This window comes from Frateuria sp. (assembly GCF_035695185.1).
Lineage (GTDB): Bacteria > Pseudomonadota > Gammaproteobacteria > Xanthomonadales > Rhodanobacteraceae > Frateuria_A.
In genome coordinates this window covers 1-19,329 of sequence record NZ_DASSES010000054.1, presented here as the reverse complement: position 1 = coordinate 19,329, position 19,329 = coordinate 1, and the positions used below count along the sequence as shown (strand labels likewise).

Here is a 19,329-nt window from a genome sequence, read left to right as displayed (position 1 = left end):
ACTCTTCGTGCTGCTGTTCGGCGCCAACGGCCTGTTCGGCCCGACGGTGCAGAGCTTGGGACTGGAGGTCATCTTCGCCATGCCAGGCCTGGTGCTCGCCACCGTGTTCGTCACCTTCCCCTTCGTCGCCCGCGAGCTGATCCCGCTGATGCAGGCGCAGGGCAACGAGGAGGAGGAAGCGGCGCGCGTGCTCGGTGCCAACGGCTGGCAGATGTTCTTCCGCGTGACGCTGCCGAACATCCGCTGGGCGCTGCTCTACGGCGTGCTCCTGTGCAATGCGCGTGCGATGGGCGAGTTCGGTGCGGTGTCGGTGGTGTCCGGCCACATCCGCGGACTGACCACCACGATCCCGCTCGAGGTGGAGATGCGCTACAACGAGTACGACTACGTCGGCGCCTTCGCCGTGGCCTCGCTGCTGGCGCTGCTGGCGTTGCTGACGCTGGCGATCAAGACGGTGCTCGAGTGGCGCTATGGCGACGAGATCGCCTCGCATGCGCCCGGAGGGCGGTGACCCCATGCGCGCATTGCCGGAACTTCGACGAAACCGCTTTCCCGACCTTTCCCCGCACGTCAGGTCGCCTGCCCTGCCGCGCTCCTTCCGAGGAACCGACGCATGACCCTCGAACTGACCCGACTCAATCGCCGCTTCTCCGACTACCCGGCACTCAACGACGTCAGCCTGAGCATCGCGCCGGGCGAGTTCCTGGCGCTGCTCGGCCCCTCCGGTTCGGGCAAGACCACGCTGCTGCGCATTCTCGCCGGGCTGGACTATCCGGAAAGCGGCCGGGTGACTTTCAAGGACAGGGACTTCCTGGCGGCCGCGCCGCGCGAGCGCAACGTCGGGCTGGTCTTCCAGCACTACGCGCTGTTCCGCCACCTGACGGTGGCAGAGAACGTCGCCTTCGGGCTGCGCGTGCGCGCGCGTCGCATGCGTCCGAAGCGCGTCGAGATCGACGCGCGTGTCGAGCAACTGCTCAAGCGCGTGCAACTGGAGGGTTTCGGCAAGCGCTATCCGTCGCAGTTGTCCGGTGGCCAGCGCCAGCGCGTGGCGCTCGCGCGGGCGTTGGCGGTCGAACCGGACCTGCTGCTGCTCGATGAGCCCTTCGGTGCGCTCGACGCCCAGGTGCGGGTGACGCTGCGCCGCTGGCTGCGCCGGCTGCACGAGGAGCTGGGCCTGACCACCGTGTTCGTCACCCACGACCAGGAGGAAGCGCTGGAGCTGGCCGACCGCATCGCGGTGATGAACCGCGGGCGCATCGAGCAGGTCGGCACGCCGCGCGATATCTACCAGCAGCCGGCGACGCCATTCGTCTGCGAGTTCATCGGCAAGGCCAACCGGTTGACCCTGCGCCGCGAGGGCGCACGCTTCCTCGCCGGCGGCTGGATCTTCGCCGACGAGCCGTGGGCCGGCGAGCACGCCCAGGCGATCGCCTACGTGCGTCCGGAGCACCTGACCCTGTCGACCACGCCGATGCCCGGCGCCTGGCGCGCGCGCCTGCGCCACGTGTACCTCGCCGGCAGCGTGGCGCACCTGGACCTGGAGGTGGCGGCGCTGGGGCACGCGCTGGAAGCCGACATCGCCAGCGAGGACCTGGCACGGATAGGGTTGCATGCCGGCGCGGACCTGCACGTCTCGCCCAGCCATGCGGTGATCTTCCCATTGGACCGCGAGGGCAAACCCGTCGCGACTGACCGCTGGCTTTGGCGGGCCGGCGTAGTCACCGCGCCGGTCCGCCTGGCGACCACGCGGTCAGAAGCTGAGCTGGGCGCGCAGCGCGTAGATGGTGGGACCCAGCGGTAGGTTGCCGCGGTCGCTGAAGGCGCGGATGACGTTGGCCTGCAACTTGAAGTGGCTGCCGAGGTACCAGTTCAGGCCCAACGTCCAGTCGTGTTCGCGCCCGCCCATCACCGCGCCGTCGTCCAGGTCCAGCGTCGCGTAGCGAAGCGCCAGTTCCAGTGCGCCCCAGCCGTGCCCCGGCTTGAGCCCGCCGACCGCCCCGGCCTTGTAGTCGCGCGACTCGCCGGTCAGCGCCCACGCGCCGAACACGTAGTAGCCGCGGCTGTGGAAGTCGCCGGCCGAAGGGTGCACGGCCTGCATCGCCAGGTACTCGCCCTGGAGCAGCACCGGCCCATGGATCCACGCGGCCTCCAGCCCCTCGCGGTCCAGCCGGTCCACCCCGTCGAGCGTGCCGGTGTCGACCAGGCGCACCGGCGTCAGGTTCACCTCCGGACGGGCGCGGATACGGACGGTCCGGTCGTCGCGCAGTTCGCGGGACGCCGACAGGCCCAGGTGCACCACGTCGCCCTCCGCGAGCACCGGGTTGTACACGACCCTCCCGGCGAACGTCTCGCCGGCCGCCTCGTCATTGAGATCATGGCGGGTGAAGAATCCGGCCTGGATGAGCCATTGCGGGATGCCCTGGTAGACCCAGTCCAGGCCGACGCGCCGGCCTTCGTAGACCGCCTGCTCGGGCAGGCTGCGTTCCATGAAGATCACGTTGCCGGTGGCGATGCTGCCGTCCTCCCAGCCCACCGGCGTCTTGAACTGGCCCAGCCGGAAGCGGCCGGCCCTGGTTTCCACCCCGATGTAGTTGTCGACCCAACTGCTGGCCTGGAAGTCGTAGCCGGCGTTGACGGTGAAGACGCCCTTCTTTTCGACGTAGAGGTTGAATTCCTGGCGGCGCCAGGTCTGCGCGTCGTCGAACCGGTCGGAGCCGTCCGGCAGGCGGTCGTCGGTGAAGCGATTGAGGTCGTACTGCAAAAGCCCCTTGAGGCCGACGTTGACTCCGTTGCCCACCTCGAAACGCGTGGGCCCCAGGCCGGAATCGCCCGCGAGCGCCGGCTGGGCCAGCCCCGAGGCCAGGATGGCTGCCGCCAGGATACGTAGACGCATGGTCGCTCCCATCGGAAGGAAAGACCCCCTGCTGGCGTTGCCCTTCACACCACCCCGGCGTGGATGGGCGCCTTTCGTATGCAGAGATAACACCCTCCCGGTTAGCCGGCGGTCCGTTCGGCATTCGCCGCCGGTTAGGAAACCCGTTGACGAAAACCAACAACCGCCGGGAGAGCGCGATGTCCCGCACATCCCGGCACCTTGCGCAGGCCCGGCCATGGACGGTGCGAACGCTATAAGCTTCGGTCCTCATCCATGCCTGCAGGGGACTCACGCATGCGCCGCACGCTTCTCGCCTTCACGCTAGCCAGCCTGTTCACCCTGCCCACGCTCGCCGACGAGGCCAGGCCCACGCCGACCGCGAAGGAGCTGCTGGCCCAGTCCAGGCCGCAGGAGTGGCGCACGCCGGATCCGAAGAACCTGCTGGACATGAAGCTGCCGGGCGGCCACGTGCTGATCGAGCTGGCACCGGACTTTACCCCGTTGCACGCGGCCAACATCCGCACCCTGGTGCACGAGCATTACTTCGACGGACTGGCGGTCGTGCGCGTGCAGGACAATTTCGTCACGCAGTGGGACGACCCGGCCGCGGACGACGAAGACAAGGCGCACACTAGGCCGCTGGGCAGCGCGAAGCCGACCTTGCCGCCGGAGTTCACCCGCGCAATCGACCCGAAGCTCGAGTGGACGCCGCTGCCCGATGGCGACGTCTATGCGCCGGCGGTGGGTTTCTCGGAAGGTTTCCCGGTGGCACGCGACCCGGCCACCGGCCGCGAGTGGATCGCCCATTGCTACGGCACGGTCGGCGTGGCGCGCGACGTCGGCCCGGAGACCGGCAATGGCAGCGCGCTCTACGCCATCATCGGCCAGGCCCCGCGCGCACTGGATCGCAACCTGGCAGTCGCCGGGCGCGTGCTCGACGGCATGGAACTGCTCTCGGCCCTGCCCCGCGGGCCGGCGCCGATGGGGTTCTACGAGGACAAGTCGCGGCGCGTGACGATCGAGTCGGTACGCCTGGCGGCAGACATGCCCAAGGCCGAGCGCCCCAGGATCGAGGTACTGCGCACGGACAGCCCCACCTTCGGCAAGCTCGTCGAGGCCAGACGCAACCGGCGCGATGCCTTCTATGCGGTGCCGGCCGGAAAGGTCGACCTGTGCAGCATCGCCGTCCCCTCGCGCAAGGCGAAGTGATCACCCAGCCAGGTCGGCGCCGGCGGCCCGAAGCTGCCGGCCCCGAAGGGGTGAGGCAGGCGCTTCGACTACAGCGCTGCGCGCCCGTGCCCGGAGCGAACGGAGCGCGAAAGGATGGGTCGGGGAACGGGCGGCGGACCCTGGCAGGGGCGTGAGCCCTGCTCCCTCGGCAGGGGCGGTCCCACAGCGCCGCATGCCTGCCCCCGGCGGACCCTTGCACCTACAATGCGCGCCTCCCCCCATCGCGCGACCTTCCCATGCAAGCCATCAGCAAGGCCCGCCTGCAGATCCACTTCTGCGTGGTGTTGTGGGGGTTCACGGCCATCCTGGGCAAGCTGATCACGATGCCGGCCGGCGCCCTGGTGTGGTGGCGCATGCTGCTGGTGACGGCCGCCCTGCTGGTCACCCCACGTGTGTGGACCGGGCTGCGGACGATGCCGGCGCGGTTGCGCTGGGCATATGCCGGGATCGGCGTGCTGGTCTCGCTGCACTGGCTGACTTTTTATGCCGCGATCAAGCTCTCCAATGCCTCGGTGGGCGCCACCTGCATCGCGCTGGGTCCGGTTTTCCTCGCCTTCGTCGAACCCTGGATCGCGCGCCGCCGCTTCGACCCGCGCGAATTGCTCCTGGGCGTGGCCGTGGTCCCGGGCGTGGCACTGGTGGTCGGTGGCGTACCGACGGCGATGCGGCTGGGGCTGGTCGTCGGCACGGCCTCGGCGCTGCTGGTGGCGCTGTTCAGTGCCTGCAACAAGCGGTTGGTCGAGCATGGCGAGCCACTCACCGTGACGTGCCTGGAACTGGGTACCGGCACGGTGTTCCTGGGCCTGCTGATGCCGTGGCTGCCGCATGCCGGGGCAGCCTTCGTGCTGCCCGGGCTGCACGATACGGTGTTGCTGGTACTGCTCGCCTTCGGCTGCACGCTGCTGCCGTTCGCGCTGGCGCTGGTGGCGTTGCGGCACCTCAGCGCGTTCGGCACGCAGATGGTGACCAACCTGGAGCCGGTCTACGCGATCGTGCTGGCCATCCTGCTGCTGGGCGAGCAGCGCGAACTCGCCTGGCCTTTCTACCTTGGCGTGGCGGTGATTCTGGGCGCGGTGTTCATCCACCCGTGGCTCACCAGGCGCACGGAGGCAGCACAGCCGGACCTGCTTGCCGTCAGCGAAGGGCACGGCACCGCGGAGTGATGCGGCGCCGCTGCGTCCCCGGTGAGCCACGCCCGTGACCGGGGCCCGATCGCGTGGTGAAGGCGGGCAGGACCTGTCAGCACCCGTTCGGCCTGGCCCGGCGGCCCGGCCCTCTATACTCGTCCGATGAACTACCGCCACGCCTACCACGCCGGCAACTTCGCCGACGTCCTCAAGCACGTCGTGCTTACCGCCCTGATCGATGCGCTGAAGGCCAAACCGGCGCCTTTCGCGGTGATCGACACGCACGCGGGCAGCGGCTGCTATGCGCTGGAAGGCCAGGAGGCCGAGAAGACCGGGGAGTGGCGCGAAGGCATCGGACGGCTGCTGTTCCCGGACGTCGGTGCGCGCGCGGGCACGGGCAGCTCGCTGCCGCCGCTGCTTCGCCACTGGCTCGACAGCCTGCTTGCGCTGCCTGGCAACCAGCAGGGCCTGAAGCTGTACCCCGGCTCGCCGCTGCAAGCGGCCAACGCGATGCGCGCTGGCGATAGCGCGCAGTTGTGCGAGCTGCACCCGGAAGAGGCCACGCGGCTGCGCGAGCTGTTCCATCACGACAAGCGCATGCACGTCCACCAGCGTGACGGCTACGAGGCGCTGAAGGGACTGCTGCCGCCGAAGGAAAAACGCGGCCTGGTGCTGATCGACCCGCCCTACGAGGCGCAGGAAGCGGAGTACCGGCTGATCGAGCAGGCGCTCAAGGCGGCGCTGGTGCGCTGGCCGACCGGCATCTACGCGGTGTGGTATCCGATCAAGCTGCGCAGCCAGGTGCAGCCGTTCCTGCGCTGGCTCGGCCATTGCGGGGCGCGGCGCGTGTTGCGGGCCGAACTGCTGGTGCACCCGGATGATTCGCCGCTGCGCCTGAACGGCTCGGGGATGGCGATCCTCAACGCGCCATGGAAGCTGGACGAGACCTTGCGCGAGCCACTGCGCGCGATGTCCCGCCTGCTTGGGCAGGAGCGCCCCGCCGAATGGCGGCTGGACTGGCTTGCCGAGGAGGCCGCAGGTCCCCCGCAACCGTCGCCGCTACCGCATTCACGCAGCCGCCGCTAAGCTCGCTCCCGACCGCGGCGGCATCCCGTCGCGCCCTTTCCCTTGGTCAGGAGCCCGCCATGCGCTTCTCCGTCGCTTCGATCATGTCCCGTTGCCTGGTGCCGGCAGTGCTGCTGTCCCTGGCCGCCTGCGCGCCCGCGCCGATCTACAAGCCCGCACCCGACGCGGTCACCGTGGCCCCGTTCCAGGTCGCGCAATCGCCTGAGCAGTTCGCCAGCCGCCAGGTGATCTGGGGCGGGCGCATCGTCGGGGTGACCAACCTCGCCGACCACAGCGAGGTGGAAATCCTCGCCTACCCGCTGGACAAGTCGCAGCGACCGCAGGCCAACGACAGCGGCAACGGCCGCTTCATCGCGGTGATGCCGGGCTACGTGGAGTCGCTGGACTATCCGGCCGGCGGCCTGATCACGGTCAACGGCCAGCTCCACGGCAGCCGCGCCGGCAAGGTCGGCCAGGCCGGCTACGTGTTTCCCCTGGTGCAGGTGAACCAGGCGCACGTGTGGACCACGGAGGAGATGCGCAAGGGCAAGAACAACGTGCACTTCGGCCTCGGCGTGGGGGTCGGCATCCGCTGACGCCAGGGGCGCTTCGACCGGATGGGTTGGGGCGAGTCCCGCTCGCCCGGCGCGGCCGGAAGTCGACACACACCCGGGTTCGCCCGGCCGACGCCTGCCCTTAAACTGACCGGCCACTCGCAGGAACCTACGCATGTCCGGCCACGCCAACTCGCTCAAGGCGATCTTCCTCGCGCTCGGCGCGAACTTTGCCATTTTCCTCGCGAAACTGGTCGCCGCCTTCGTCACCGGCTCCGGCGCGATGCTCGCCGAGGCGGTGCATTCGCTGGCCGACTGCGGCAACCAGGGCCTGTTGCTGCTGGGCATGCGCCAGGCAAAGAAGCCACCCTCGGACGAATACCCGCTGGGCTGGGGCCGTGCGCTGTACTTCTGGTCCTTCCTGGTGGCGATCCTGCTGTTCAGCGTCGGCGGCATGTTCTCGGTCTACGAGGGCGTGCACAAGCTGAGCCATCCCGAGCCTCTGAAGTGGCCCTGGCTGGCGCTTGGCGTGCTGGTGTTCGGCATCACCGCCGAGGGCGTTTCCATGCGCGGCTGCATGCAGGAGGTCAACAAGGCGCGCGGCGAGCAGAACCTGTGGACCTGGTTCCGCGAGACCCGTTCCAGCGAGCTGCTGGTGATCTTCGGCGAGGATCTGGCGGCGCTGATCGGCCTGTGCCTGGCTGCGCTCGCGGTGGGCGCCACCATGCTCACCGGCAACCTGATGTTCGACGCCATGGGCACGATTGCCATCGGTGTGCTGCTGGTGGTGGTGGCCGTGGCACTGGCCGTGGAGGTCAAGGCGCTGTTGATCGGCCAGGGCGTGGAGCCGCGCCGGCGTGCCGAACTGCAGGCTTTCCTGCAGAACCGCCCGGAAGTGGCGCAGGTGCTGAACCTGATCACGCTGCAGATGGGTGCCGATGTGATGGTGTCGGTCAAGGCGAAGATGGAGCCGTGCCCCAGCGATCGGGTGCTGATCGAGGCGATCAACAACGTCGAACGGGACATGAAGGCGCAGTTCCCGGACGTGCGCTGGAGCTTCTTCGAGCCGGACGTGACGGATTAGCTTCGGCGTTGTTCTGCTTCCTCTCCCCTCCGGGAGAGGATCGAGGTGAGGGGGCCGGGGCTCGCGGGAAGCCATATCAGAGCCACGCGTCGATCCCCCTCCCGCAAGATCATCCCCTCACCCCAGTCCTCTCCCAGTAGCGGAGAGGACTGGAAGGCTCGCTCCATCCAACGCCCCGCGGCGGCGTAGAATGAACCGCCCCACCCGCGACCCAGCCCCATGATTCTCACCCCGCGCCTGATCGTCCTGCTGCTGTTCCTGCTGTTCGCCGGCTGCGTGCTGGTGGTGCACCTGCGTGGCCGGGCGCGGCTGCGTTTCGACCGCCAGCTGGTCGACCACTCGGCGATCTTCGCGCCGTACAACCTGCTGATGTATGCCTTCTCGGCGGTGCCGGCGCGGCCCATCCTGGATCGCCGCGGCTTCCCGCAGCTGGACCTGCTGCAGGCCAACTGGCAGACCATTCGCGAGGAGGCGCTGCACCTGTTCGACGAGGGCTACATCCGCGCCGCGGAAAAGCACAACGACGCCAGCTTCAACAGCTTCTTCAAGCAGGGCTGGAAGCGCTTCTACCTCAAGTGGTACGGCGAGCCGCTCGCGTCGGCCGAGACGCTGTGCCCGAAGACGGTCGAGCTGCTCAACGCCATTCCCAGCATCAAGGCGGCGATGTTCGCCACGCTGGCGCCGAACAGCAGGCTCAACCCGCACCGCGACCCGTTCGCCGGCTCGCTGCGCTACCACCTGGGGCTGATCACGCCCAACTCGCGCGACTGCCGCATCTTCGTCGACGGCGAAGAGCATGCCTGGGGCGACGGCAAGGACGTGGTCTTCGACGAAACCTACGTGCACTGGGTCGAGAACAAGACCGACCAGACCCGCGTGATCCTGTTCGCCGACGTGGAACGCCCGCTGCGCACGCGCTGGATGAGCGCGATCAACCATCGCGTCGGCGCCTTCATGGGCCGGATCACCGCCTCCCCGAACGCGGACAACGGCCAGGAAAAGGTGGGCTTCGTCAACCGCATGTACGCGGTGAACCAGCGCGGCCGCGAGCGCAGCAAGGCGTTCAAGCGCCGCCATCCGAAGCTGTTCCGTGGACTCAAGTATGCCGGCATCGTGCTGCTGGCGTGGCTGGTGTTCCTCGCCCCCTGGCCGCTGGTGCGCTGAGCCCGGTCACGTTCCGCGCGGATCGCGCGTCCTGGCCGTATCCCCCCGGAGACGTTCCATGGATCCCCAGACCGCCTTGTTCCAGCAGCACCGTTCCCGCCTGTTCGGGCTGGCCTACCGCATGCTCGGCACGCCGACCGACGCCGAAGACGTGCTGCACGACGCCTGGCTGCGCTGGCACGCGCAGGACACCTCGGTCCTCGACGACCCGGAAGCCTGGCTGGTTACCGTCACCACCCGCCTGGCACTGGACCGCCTGCGCCGCGCCAAGAGCGAGCGCGAGCACTACACCGGCCCCTGGCTGCCCGAGCCGCTGGTGCCGGATGCCGAGCATCCGGAAGCCGAGCTGGAGCGCGGCGAGACGCTCACCCTGTCCTTCCTGCTGCTGCTGGAACGGCTGAGCCCGGAGGAACGCGCCGCCTTCCTGCTCCACGAGGTCTTCGACTACAGCCATGCCGAAGCAGCCGGCATCCTGGGCATTGCCGAGGACGCCTGCCGGCAGCGCGTCCACCGCGCCAGGACACGCCTGCGCGAGGGACGGCCGCGCTTCAGCGTGGATGCCCCGACCAAGCAGCGCATGCTCCAGCGCTTCACCGAGGCGTTGAAGCAGCCCGACCTCGAAACGCTGCGCGCGCTGTTCGCCGAGGACGCGATTGCCATCGCCGACGGCGGCGGCGTGGTCCGCGCGGTGTTGCGGCCCTTGCAGGGCGCCGACCGGCTGGCCCGCCTCTACACCCAGATCGGCACCCGCTTCTACTCGCGCCCCGATGTGCATTTCTCCATCGCCACGCTCAACGACGAGCCCGTGCTGCTGGCCTGGGCCGATGACACGCTCGTCAGCGCCACGTGGATCGAGTGCGAGGGCGGGCAGATCACTGCCACGCTCGCCTTGCGCCACCCCGCCAAGCTGGCGCGCCTGGCGGCGGTCACGAAAAGCGAACGGCTGGCGTCCTTGCACTGAACGGCCCATCCGGGCCGCCTTCCATGCCAAGGAGCCATCCATGTCCCGTTTTGCCATCCAACGCCACTACAAGTCGATGATGCCGCTGGTCGAGCTCGGCAAGCAGGTCCACGCCGCCGGCCGCCTCGAGCCGCGCCTGATCGACCTGGTCCTGATGCGCGTCTCGCAGATCAACGGCTGCGCCTACTGCCTGGACATGCACAGCAAGGACGCCCGCGCCGCCGGCGAGACCGAGCAGCGGCTGTACGTCCTGCCCGCCTGGCGCGAGACCACCCTGTTCAGCGAGCGCGAGCGCATCGCCCTGGCCTGGGCCGAGGAGCTGACCGAGCTGGCCTCGCACGACGCCGTGTCCGACGCACTCTACGAGCAGGCCCGCCAGCATTTCGACGAGGAAGCGCTGGTCGACCTGACCCTGCTGGTCGTGACGATCAACGGCTGGAACCGCATCAACGTCGCAGCCCGTACGATCGGCGGGAGCTACCGGCCAGGAATGCACTGAGCACACACGGGCTCAGCAGTCCGCGCACTCGAGATCCCGGATTACCGAGCTCTCCGCGCCGCTTCATTCCGAGCCTTCCCCCGCCCCGCGGGGGAAGGTGCCGACAGGCGCATGGGGGCAACCGGAGCGAGTGACCCGCCTTTGGCGTGAACCGGGAACACCACGGCCGCAAACGATGCGTGGCCACCACGTCCCAAGCGGCGACGACCCAGCGTTGATCGAGAGCCCTCTATCGCCACCCCACGTCGCCGCTACCTGTCCACTGGCGTATCGCTCCGGTCGGTCAGTCCCCCGCGGAACCGCGGGTCGCACGCGAACCGAGCTTCCCCAGCGACGCGGACATGGCCTGGTGCGCGGCACGTACCTCGGCAGCAAGGTCGCGCTGCTGGGCCGCGTCGAGGGCCAAGGCCAGTTCGGTCAGCGCACTGTCGAGCTCGACCGTCAGCACGTGCTCGCCCAGCGCGGACAGGCTGCTGCGGATCAGCCTTTGCGCCCGCGGCTGCTGCTCGGGCGGCAACCGGCCGAACATCAACACGAAGCTGCGCACGAACGAGATCATGGTCTGCGACTGCATCGATTCGGAGGCGACCACCGCCAGTATCTCGAACGTATCGAGCAGTTTCGCGAACACGTTGTCCTCATAGACGACCGGCACCTCAGGCGGGCGCCGCTCGTGCGTCTCGTGCCCTTCGGCCGACCAGCGCGCCATCAGATCACGCAGGGTGTGCAGCACCATCCGGCCAGGCGCCGGGTTGGACTTGGCGGTCGAAACCGAGGTCCAGCCGATCACCGCCAGCTGATCGATGCCGTAGGCCGGGTCACCGTCCAGATCGCGCTGCTGTTCAAGCCGGATTGCGTTGCGCACGGCATCGACCAGGCTTGCCGGCGCGCGCTCCGTAGTCGTGCGGATGGTCGCCAGCATGTCCTCGAAGGCAACGTAGTGGCCGATCGCGATCGCCAGGACAACCTCTGCGCCGGGCGTCCTAGCGAGCGCCGCCGCCATGGCGTCCAGCTCCACCCGCACCACGTAACCGTGCTCGGCGGCGCGCACGGGCGTGGACAACGATGCCCTGCCGGACGCCTCGCGCCGTGTGCGCCGGAGGAAGTCATGCTGGATGCGGCGCGCACGCAGAATGTGGTCGTGGATGGACTCGATGACCACCACCGGACGCATCTGGTTGATGGTGGTGTAGAGCAGCACGATGATCAGCGACATCGCCACGAAGGTAAGCACCAGTGCCACGGTCGCACCGAACACCGGGTTGTAGGGCTGGTTGACGGTAGCGAGGATCAGCAGCATGTAGACCGCCAGGCCCACGAAAAAGCCGAAGTAGAGCTGGTTCAGGCGGCGCCGCAGGAACTGGTCGTAGACCACCGGGGTGAGCGCACCGGCCGCCTGCTGCACGGCCAGCAGCAGCAGCGAGAAGGTGATCGAGGTGACGGTGATGATGCTGCCGGCGATCGTCGAAAGCAGCGAGGCGGTGGCCTCCGCGTCGCGGAACAGCACCACGCGGATGGTGGTGCGCAGCGGCTCGAGCCAGCCAGGCCGCGACGAATCGAGCGCCGAAGTGATTGCCGCGAGCAGCAGGAAGCCGACGATGAGCAGGCTTGGCAGGCCCAGGAATTCGACGAACGCGCGGCGGACGGTTTCCCAGGCTTTCTTCAGTGGGCTTTCGCCCTCGCGGGCACGGCGTTGGGCATCTGACATGCGGTGAGCTCCATGGCCTCGGTTCCGCTTGCAACCCCTGCAAGCGGCCAGCGCTTCGGCGCGAGCCGAAGCGCTTCAGAGATCAGAGCATCACGGGCGTGGCGCTGCCGTCCACGCACCACCCGTCCAGCCACTATGGGTGCCTCAGGCAGCCAGACGGCGGGCGATCGCTTCGCCGAAGCTGGCGGTGCTGCCCTTGCCGCCCAGGTCCGGCGTGACGTGGTCATGGTCGTGGGCCATGGTCTCGCGGATGGCGGTACGGAGGCGGGTGCCCTTGTCCACCATCCCCAGGTGGTCGAGCATGTCCGCCGCGGCCAGCAGCAGCGCGCAGGGGTTGGCGATGCCCTTGCCGGCGATGTCCGGGGCCGAGCCGTGCACCGCCTCGAAGATCGCGGCGTGCTCGCCGATGTTGTCGCCCGGGGCCAGGCCCAGGCCGCCGACTAGGCCGGCACAGAGATCCGACAGGATGTCGCCGAACAGGTTGGTGGTCACGATCACGTCGAACTGCTCGGGGCGCATCACCAGCTGCATGCAGGCGTTGTCCACGATCATCTCGTTGAACTCGATCTGCGGGTATTCCTTCGCGATCTCGCGCGCCACGTTGAGGAACAGGCCCGAGGCGGTCTTGATGATGTTCGCCTTGTGCACCGCGGTGACCTTCCTGCGGCCCTTCTTCACTGCCATCTCGAAGGCATAGCGCACGATCCGCGCGCAGCCCTTGCGGGTGACCTTGATCATCGAGGTGGCGACCTCGCCGTCCTCGGACAGCGTCTGCCCTTCGGCCAGGTAGGCACCCTCGGTGTTTTCGCGCACCGTGATGATGTCGATGTTGTCGTAGCGCGCCTTGGTGCCGGGGAAGCTGTGCGCCGGGCGCACGTTGGCATACAGGTCGAAGTGGCGCCGCAGCGTCACGTTGATCGAGGTGAAGCCGCCGCCGATCGGCGTGGTGAGCGGGCCCTTGAGCGCGACCTTGTGCTCGGCGATCTTGTCCAGCGTGGGCTTGGGCAGCAGGTCGCCGTGCTTCTCCAGCGCCACCATGCCGGCGTCGACGAAGTCGTAGCTCAGGCCGCAGTCCAGCGCGTCGAGCACGCGCAGCGTGGCGGTCATGATTTCCGGGCCGATGCCGTCGCCCGGGATCACGGCGATGGTTTTGCTCATGGGGAGACTCCTTGAGGGCTGATCGCGGCCGTACGGCGGGGATGCGCACGGCAAAGAGGCCCATTATCCCCCATGCGGCCTCGTACGGGCAGCAGGCGAAGCGCGCCAGGGCGTTGCAAATCCTCGCATGCAGCGTTGCGGTTCATCGCACCCGGAGCCGGCCGGCAGCCTTCCGCGGCCCCGCGCGCGCCGCCACCCGCCAGCCGGGGGCTGGCATCGACGGTCGCGCACAGGCGCGCGCCTTAATGATTCACGGGTGATCGGCGCAGGCGGCGCCTTCGGCCCGGCCGCCTTCCAGCTGGTCCAGGAAGTCCACCGCGCGTCGCAGGTGCGGGATGACGATCGAGCCGCCGACCACCAGGCCCACGCTGAAGGTCTCGAAGAACTCCTCGCGGGTGACGCCGGCCTCCTTGCACTGCGCCACGTGGTAGCTGATGCAGTCGTCGCAGCGCAGCACCATCGAGGCGACCAGGCCGAGCAGCTCCTTGGTCTTCACATCGAGCGCGCCGGGCTTGTAGGTCTGCGTATCGAGCGCGAAGAAGCGCCGGACGACCTGGTTGTCCTCGGCCAGGATGCGCTCGTTCATGCGCTGGCGGAACGCGGTGAACTCCGCCACGCGGTCCTTGCTCTTGTCGGCGCTCTTGTCGGCGTCGCTCATGCGGCTTCGTCCAGCAGTTGCTTGAGCCGGCCGCTGCGGTCGGCGGCGACCAGGTCGTCGTAGCCGCCCACGTGCTGGTCGTTGACGAATATCTGCGGCACCGTGCGGCGCCCGCCGCTGCGCTGGAGCATCAGGTCCCGCTGGGCCGGGTCGGCATCCACCCGCACCTCGTTCCACTGCAGCCCCTTGGACTTGAGCAGGTTCTTGGCGGCCACGCAGTATGGACAAACGGCGGTGGAATAGACCTCGATCTTCGGCATGACTGACACTCCGGACAACGTTTGGGACCAGGCCCTCCAGATGGGGCGGCGGCGGCCCGTTTGCAAGCAACGGACGATGAACCGACGCCGCCGCGGGCGGTCCCACGTGATGTATTGTCGCCTACCTATGGCCATGGCACCACGACTCGCCCCCCGCCTGCTGACTGCATTGTTCACCGCCTGCCTTGCCTTCGGCGCGGGCGCGCAGGAGGACATCCGCCTGCCGGACCTGGGCAGCTCGGCCGATGCGCTGATCTCCCCGCAGGACGCCCAGGACTACGGCGCCGCCATGCTGCGCGAAATGCGCTCGATGGACATGGTGGTGGAAGACCCGCTGCTGGATGACTACATCAACGACCTGGGGTATCGCCTGGTCGCCGGCAGCGATCGCCCGAAGGACTCCTTTACCTTCTTCATCGTCAAGGACGACGAGATCAACGCCTTCGCCGCCCCGGGCGGCTACGTCGCGGTCAATTCCGGGCTGATCGGGATCACCCGCAGCGAGAGCGAGCTGGCCGGCGTGATCGCCCACGAGATCGGCCACATCACGCAGAACCACCTGCAACGGGCGTTCGAGGACTCGAAGAAGGATGCGCCGCTGATGGCACTGGTCCTGCTCGGCGCGATCGCCGCCGGTGCCGGCGCGCACAGTGGCGACTCGCCGATGGCGGTGCTGGCCGCCGGCCAGGGCCTGCTCGCGCAACGCTCGATCAACTTCACCCGCAAGGACGAGGTCGAGGCCGACCGCGTGGGCATCCAGACCCTGGCCAATGCCGGTTTCGACCCGCGCGCCATGGCCCGCTTCTTCGAGCGCATGCAGGACACCCTGCGCGCGGGCGCCGGCGGCACCGACGTGCCCGCGCTGCTGCAGACCCACCCGGTGACGCTCGCGCGCATCAGCGACGCCAAGTCCCGCGCCGGCGCCCTGCTGGCCGAGCAGAAGCTTCGCCCCCGCGGCACCACGCTGGTGCGCAGCGAATGGGAGAAGACCACCGCGCCGATCCGCTACGTGAAGGACCCGACCGCGCTGCTCGCCGCTGCCCCGCCCCGGGACGGCCTGGACACCTATTCGCTGATGCGCGAGCGCACCCGCGTGCTGGCGGGCGATGCCTCCAAGCTGGTCCACTACTACAGCGCCAACTTCCGCATGGCCGGCTTCGACACGCCGGCCAACCGCTACGGCTATGCGCTGGCGCTGACCCGCAGCGGCGCCGGTGCGCAGGCGATCGCACAGCTCAAGCCGATGCTGGCCACCCACCCGGACAACCTGGTGCTCGAACTGGCGATGGCCGACGCGCAGTTGCAGGACGGCCAGCGCGCCGACGCGCTGGCGCGTTATGCCCGGCTCAACGCCCGTTCGCCGCGCGATCGCGCGGTGGCCCTCGCCTATGCCAAGGCGCTCACTGCCGGCGGCGACACTGGCCAGGCCACGCTCGCGGTGTCCCTGCTGCGTCCGCTGCTGGACAAGGCCGACGAACCGGACATCTATCGCAGCTACGCCCGGGCCAGCGACGAGGCCGGCGACGCGGTGCGGGCCGGCGAGGCCTATTCCGACGCCAGCTACCTGTCCGGCCGCCCGTTCGACGCGATGGAGCAGCTCAAGCGCCTGCTCAAGCGCGACGACCTGGACTACTACGCCCGCGCGCGCATCCAGGCCCGCATCGCCGACCTGACGCCTTTGGTGCTGGAACTCCGCAAGCGCAAGGTGCAGACCGAGGACAATCCGGACGGGCGGAGCCAGTAAGGCAGGGAACGGGCGACACGGCTGGTGCAGGCCATGCCCCTGACGGGCCGCAACAGGAAGCTGCCGTTCCGCCCCCTGTCATCCCCACGTAACATTCGCCCACTGCAATAAGCTCGTCACAGGCCAGGCGCAAACCGCGTGCACAAGCACATCCTCATCGTCGAAGACGAAGCCTCGATCCGCGACATGGTGGCCTTCGCGCTGCGCAAGGCCGGCATGGAGGCCATGCTTGCGGCCGACGCCCGCGCCGCGCAGATCGCCATTGCCGAGCAGGTGCCCGACCTGATCCTGCTGGACTGGATGCTGCCGGGCACCAGCGGGCTGGAACTGGCCCGTCGGCTGCGCAAGGAGGAACTCAGCCGCGAGATCCCGATCATCATGCTCACCGCGCGCGGCGAGGAGATGGACCGGGTGAACGGCCTGGAAGCCGGCGTGGACGACTACGTGGTCAAACCCTTCTCCACCCGCGAACTGATCGCGCGCATCAAGGCGGTGCTGCGCCGCAGCCAGGGCGACGATGGCACCGGCATGGTGGAACTGGGCGGGCTGCGCATCGACGGTCCCGCGCACCGCGTGTTCGCCGGCGAGGAGCCGGTGCCGATCGGCCCCACCGAATACCGCCTGCTGTACTTCTTCATGACCCACCCCGAGCGCGTCTATACCCGTGCGCAGTTGCTCGACCACGTCTGGGGCGGCAGCGTCTACGTCGAGGAGCGCACGGTGGACGTGCACATCCGCCGCCTGCGCAAGACGCTCGAGCCCTGGCAGCTGGAGGGCATGGTGCAGACCGTGCGTGGCGCGGGCTACCGCTTCTCGGCCAGTGTCTGATGGGCGCCCGGAGCGACGGGTCGGCTCTCCACCGGCCCCGGCAAACCGGAACCGTAAGCCCCCGGGGACTTCACCCGTGAAACGCCGCGCCCACCGCCTCGCCATCACCCTGCACGACCTGCGCGACGCGGCCGACAGCCTGCCCGACGCGGTCGTGCTGCTGGACGAGGCCTGGCGCGTGCGCTGGTTCAACCGCGCCGCCGAGACCCTGCTCAGCCTGCGCCGCGGCAAGGACCGCGGCGTGCTGCTGTCGGAGCGGCTGCAAGGTACGGAACTGGCCGCCTGGATGCGCGCGGGGGCGCGGCTGCCGCTGCACGACGTGCCGGCGCCCGGCCGTGCCGAGGGCCACCTGGACGTATCGATCCAGCCCTTCGGCCGCCGCCAGCGGATGCTGCTGGCGCGCGACATCAGTCCGCTGACCCGCCTCGAACAGATCCGCCGCGACTTCGTCGCCAACGTGTCGCACGAACTGCGCACGCCGCTGACCGTGATCCACGGCTACCTGGAACTGCTCGATCCGGAAGACGTGCCCGCGCTGGCCCCGGTACTGGGCGAAATGCGTGCGCAGTCCAAGCGCATGGGCCAGATCGTGGAAGACCTGCTTACGCTGTCCCGCCTGGAAACCCAGGAACAGGTGGTGGACGAGCGCGTGTCGATGGCCGCGCTGCTCGCCACCGTGCGCAAGGAGGCCGAGGCGCTCAGCCAGGGCCGCCACCGGATCACGCTCGAGGTGGAGACCGACTGCGACCTGCTCGGCTCACCCAAGGATCTGCACAGCGCGCTCTCCAACCTGGTGAGCAACGCCGTGCGCTACACCCCCAGCGGTGGCCGCGTCACGATCCGCTGGCAGCGCACGGCCGAAGGTGCGACCTATGCGGTCAGCGACACGGGCTACGGCATCCCCGCCAGCCACCTGGCGCGGCTGACCGAGCGCTTCTACCGGGTCTCCTCCAGCCGTTCGCGCGAGACCGGTGGCACCGGGCTGGGGCTGTCCATCGTCAAGCACGTGCTCAACCTCCACCAGGCGCGCCTGACCGTGCAAAGCACGCCGGGCCAGGGCTCCACCTTCGCCTGCCATTTCGGCCCCGAACGACTGCTCGGCCCCGAGACCGGCGCGTCGTAGGCGCGCGCCGGTGCGCTCCTGCCGGGTTTCCACGGCTGAAGCCCACCCTACCGTGTGATCCGGACCGGGTGTACTTGGGCCCGGCATCGTCCAGAATGGGTCCCCATGGCCCGAAAACTGCCGCAAACCGCCACCACGATCGCCGACCTGTCCGCGCCGGAGCTGTACCTGAGCCGCGAGCTGGCCGCGCTGGAATTCAACTTCCGCGTGCTCGCCATGGCCCGTGACGCGCACGTGCCGCTGCTGGAGCGGCTGCGCTACCTGAGCATCGTGGCCAACAACCTCGACGAATTCTTCGAGGTGCGGGTGGCCATGCTCAAGCATCACCATGCCTATGGCTCGGCTGCGCCGGGGCCGGACGGGCTGTCCTCGGGCGAGCTGCTGGCACGCATCCGGGCGCGCGTGCTCGACCTGGTCACCGAGCAGTACGCGACCTGGCAGGAGCAGCTGCGGCCGCAGCTGGACGCCGAGGGCATCCGCTTCCTCACCCGCCACCAGTGGACGCCCGTGCAGCGGCGCTGGCTGCAGGGCTATTTCGAGCACGAGGTGCTGCCGGTGCTGTCTCCGCTGGGACTGGACCCGGCGCACCCGTTTCCGCGCATCCTCAACAAGACGCTCAACATCGCGGTGGTGCTGCAGGGCCGCGACGCATTCGGGCACGAGGGCCACATGGCGCTGGTGCGCGCGCCACGCTCGCTGCCGCGCATCGTCAGGCTGCCGGCCGAGGTCGGCGGTGGCGGCGACAACTTCGTGTTCCTGGCGGAACTGCTGCAGGCCTTCGTCGACCTGATGTTCCCGGGCTTCAAGGTGGTCGGCTCCTACCAGGTCCGGGTCACCCGCAACAGCGAGCTGATCGTGGAGGAGGCCGAGGTGGAGAACCTCGCCCATGCGCTCAGCGAGGAACTGCTCGGCCGCGGTTACGCGCGGCCGGTGCGGCTGCAGATTGGCACCGACTGCCCGAAGGCGATCACCCGCATGCTGATCGAGAACTTCGAGCTGGACGAAGCGGACGTGTACCGTTGCGACGGCCCGGTCAACATCATCCGCGCGGGCCTGATCTACGACTGGCTCGATCGGCCGGAACTGAAGTTCCCGCGCTTCACGCCGCGCGTCCCCGCACTGATGGAGGCCAGCCGCAACAAGTTCGAGGTAATCGCGCAGCGCGACGTGCTGCTGCATCACCCCTACGAAAGCTTCGCCGCAGTGATCGACCTACTGCGCCAGGCCACGCAGGACCCGAACGTGCTGGCGATCAAGCAGACGCTCTACCGCGCCGGCGAAGACACCCCAC

General features: G+C 68.9%; 17 protein-coding genes and 2 pseudogenes. 14 read left to right on the top strand and 5 right to left on the bottom strand.

The window, feature by feature from the left end:
- Nucleotides 1-511: ABC transporter permease subunit (locus tag VFH59_RS04025; protein ID WP_325163600.1), on the top strand; the 511-nt coding region annotated here is incomplete at its 5' end.
- Nucleotides 512-613: 102 nt separating this feature from the next.
- Nucleotides 614-1,660 (top strand): annotated as a pseudogene (locus tag VFH59_RS04020) (sulfate/molybdate ABC transporter ATP-binding protein); the annotation flags it as partial.
- 90 nt (nucleotides 1,661-1,750) lie between these two features.
- Here the strand turns inward: VFH59_RS04020 and VFH59_RS04015 are convergent.
- Entirely contained in the window at nucleotides 1,751-2,893 is a 1,143-nt protein-coding gene (locus tag VFH59_RS04015) for an OprO/OprP family phosphate-selective porin (RefSeq protein ID WP_325163599.1), read from the bottom strand.
- Nucleotides 2,894-3,169: 276 nt separating this feature from the next.
- Between VFH59_RS04015 and VFH59_RS04010 the strand changes: the two genes are divergently transcribed.
- The 8 genes from VFH59_RS04010 to VFH59_RS03975 all read left to right on the top strand — a co-directional run bounded on the left by VFH59_RS04010 (nucleotide 3,170) and on the right by VFH59_RS03975 (nucleotide 10,559).
- Entirely contained in the window at nucleotides 3,170-4,084 is a 915-nt protein-coding gene (locus tag VFH59_RS04010; RefSeq protein ID WP_325163598.1) for a peptidylprolyl isomerase, read from the top strand.
- Nucleotides 4,085-4,341: 257 nt separating this feature from the next.
- Nucleotides 4,342-5,268 (top strand): DMT family transporter, encoded by a 927-nt coding sequence (locus tag VFH59_RS04005; RefSeq protein ID WP_325163597.1) that lies wholly within the window; start codon nucleotides 4,342-4,344, stop codon nucleotides 5,266-5,268.
- A 126-nt stretch (nucleotides 5,269-5,394) separates the two neighbouring features.
- Entirely contained in the window at nucleotides 5,395-6,318 is a 924-nt protein-coding gene (locus tag VFH59_RS04000; protein WP_325163596.1) for a 23S rRNA (adenine(2030)-N(6))-methyltransferase RlmJ, read from the top strand.
- A 59-nt stretch (nucleotides 6,319-6,377) separates the two neighbouring features.
- The gene (locus tag VFH59_RS03995; protein ID WP_325163595.1) at nucleotides 6,378-6,893 is read left to right on the top strand and encodes a Slp family lipoprotein; all 516 of its coding nucleotides are present in this window, start codon (nucleotides 6,378-6,380) and stop codon (nucleotides 6,891-6,893) included.
- A gap of 133 nt (nucleotides 6,894-7,026) precedes the next feature.
- Nucleotides 7,027-7,935 carry a cation transporter gene (locus VFH59_RS03990; RefSeq protein ID WP_325163594.1) on the top strand — a complete coding sequence of 303 codons (909 nt, stop codon included), beginning with the start codon at nucleotides 7,027-7,029 and terminating at the stop codon, nucleotides 7,933-7,935.
- 237 nt (nucleotides 7,936-8,172) lie between these two features.
- The gene (locus tag VFH59_RS03985) at nucleotides 8,173-9,099 is read left to right on the top strand and encodes an aspartyl/asparaginyl beta-hydroxylase domain-containing protein (protein ID WP_414655848.1); all 927 of its coding nucleotides are present in this window, start codon (nucleotides 8,173-8,175) and stop codon (nucleotides 9,097-9,099) included.
- A gap of 58 nt (nucleotides 9,100-9,157) precedes the next feature.
- Nucleotides 9,158-10,060, top strand: coding sequence for an RNA polymerase sigma factor SigJ (gene sigJ / locus VFH59_RS03980; RefSeq protein WP_325163592.1), 903 nt, complete (start codon nucleotides 9,158-9,160; stop codon nucleotides 10,058-10,060).
- Nucleotides 10,061-10,100: 40 nt separating this feature from the next.
- Entirely contained in the window at nucleotides 10,101-10,559 is a 459-nt protein-coding gene (locus tag VFH59_RS03975; RefSeq protein WP_325163591.1) for a carboxymuconolactone decarboxylase family protein, read from the top strand.
- A 283-nt stretch (nucleotides 10,560-10,842) separates the two neighbouring features.
- Here VFH59_RS03975 and VFH59_RS03970 read toward each other — a convergent pair whose 3' ends face one another.
- The 4 genes from VFH59_RS03970 to grxC all read right to left on the bottom strand — a co-directional run bounded on the left by VFH59_RS03970 (nucleotide 10,843) and on the right by grxC (nucleotide 14,343).
- Nucleotides 10,843-12,267 carry a DUF2254 family protein gene (locus VFH59_RS03970; RefSeq protein ID WP_325163590.1) on the bottom strand — a complete coding sequence of 475 codons (1,425 nt, stop codon included), beginning with the start codon at nucleotides 12,265-12,267 and terminating at the stop codon, nucleotides 10,843-10,845.
- Nucleotides 12,268-12,411: 144 nt separating this feature from the next.
- Nucleotides 12,412-13,425 (bottom strand): isocitrate dehydrogenase, encoded by a 1,014-nt coding sequence (locus VFH59_RS03965; protein WP_325163589.1) that lies wholly within the window; start codon nucleotides 13,423-13,425, stop codon nucleotides 12,412-12,414.
- A 250-nt stretch (nucleotides 13,426-13,675) separates the two neighbouring features.
- Entirely contained in the window at nucleotides 13,676-14,083 is a 408-nt protein-coding gene (locus VFH59_RS03960) for a carboxymuconolactone decarboxylase family protein (protein WP_325163588.1), read from the bottom strand.
- Nucleotides 14,080-14,343: a glutaredoxin 3 gene (gene grxC, locus VFH59_RS03955; protein ID WP_325163587.1), complete on the bottom strand. Its 264-nt coding sequence runs from the start codon at nucleotides 14,341-14,343 to the stop codon at nucleotides 14,080-14,082. Before grxC ends, VFH59_RS03960 begins: the two co-directional genes overlap by 4 nt.
- 127 nt (nucleotides 14,344-14,470) lie before the next feature.
- Here grxC and VFH59_RS03950 point away from each other — a divergent pair, with 127 nt between their 5' ends.
- The 4 genes and pseudogenes from VFH59_RS03950 to VFH59_RS03935 all read left to right on the top strand — a co-directional run.
- On the top strand, nucleotides 14,471-16,087 hold the full coding sequence (locus tag VFH59_RS03950) for a M48 family metalloprotease (RefSeq protein ID WP_414655847.1): 1,617 nt from the start codon (nucleotides 14,471-14,473) through the stop codon (nucleotides 16,085-16,087).
- 138 nt (nucleotides 16,088-16,225) lie between these two features.
- The gene (gene phoB / locus VFH59_RS03945; protein ID WP_325163585.1) at nucleotides 16,226-16,915 is read left to right on the top strand and encodes a phosphate regulon transcriptional regulator PhoB; all 690 of its coding nucleotides are present in this window, start codon (nucleotides 16,226-16,228) and stop codon (nucleotides 16,913-16,915) included.
- Nucleotides 16,916-16,991: 76 nt separating this feature from the next.
- Nucleotides 16,992-18,038 (top strand): phosphate regulon sensor histidine kinase PhoR, encoded by a 1,047-nt coding sequence (gene phoR / locus VFH59_RS03940; RefSeq protein WP_325163584.1) that lies wholly within the window; start codon nucleotides 16,992-16,994, stop codon nucleotides 18,036-18,038.
- A gap of 105 nt (nucleotides 18,039-18,143) precedes the next feature.
- Nucleotides 18,144-19,329, top strand: a pseudogene (locus VFH59_RS03935) (RNA degradosome polyphosphate kinase); the annotation flags it as partial.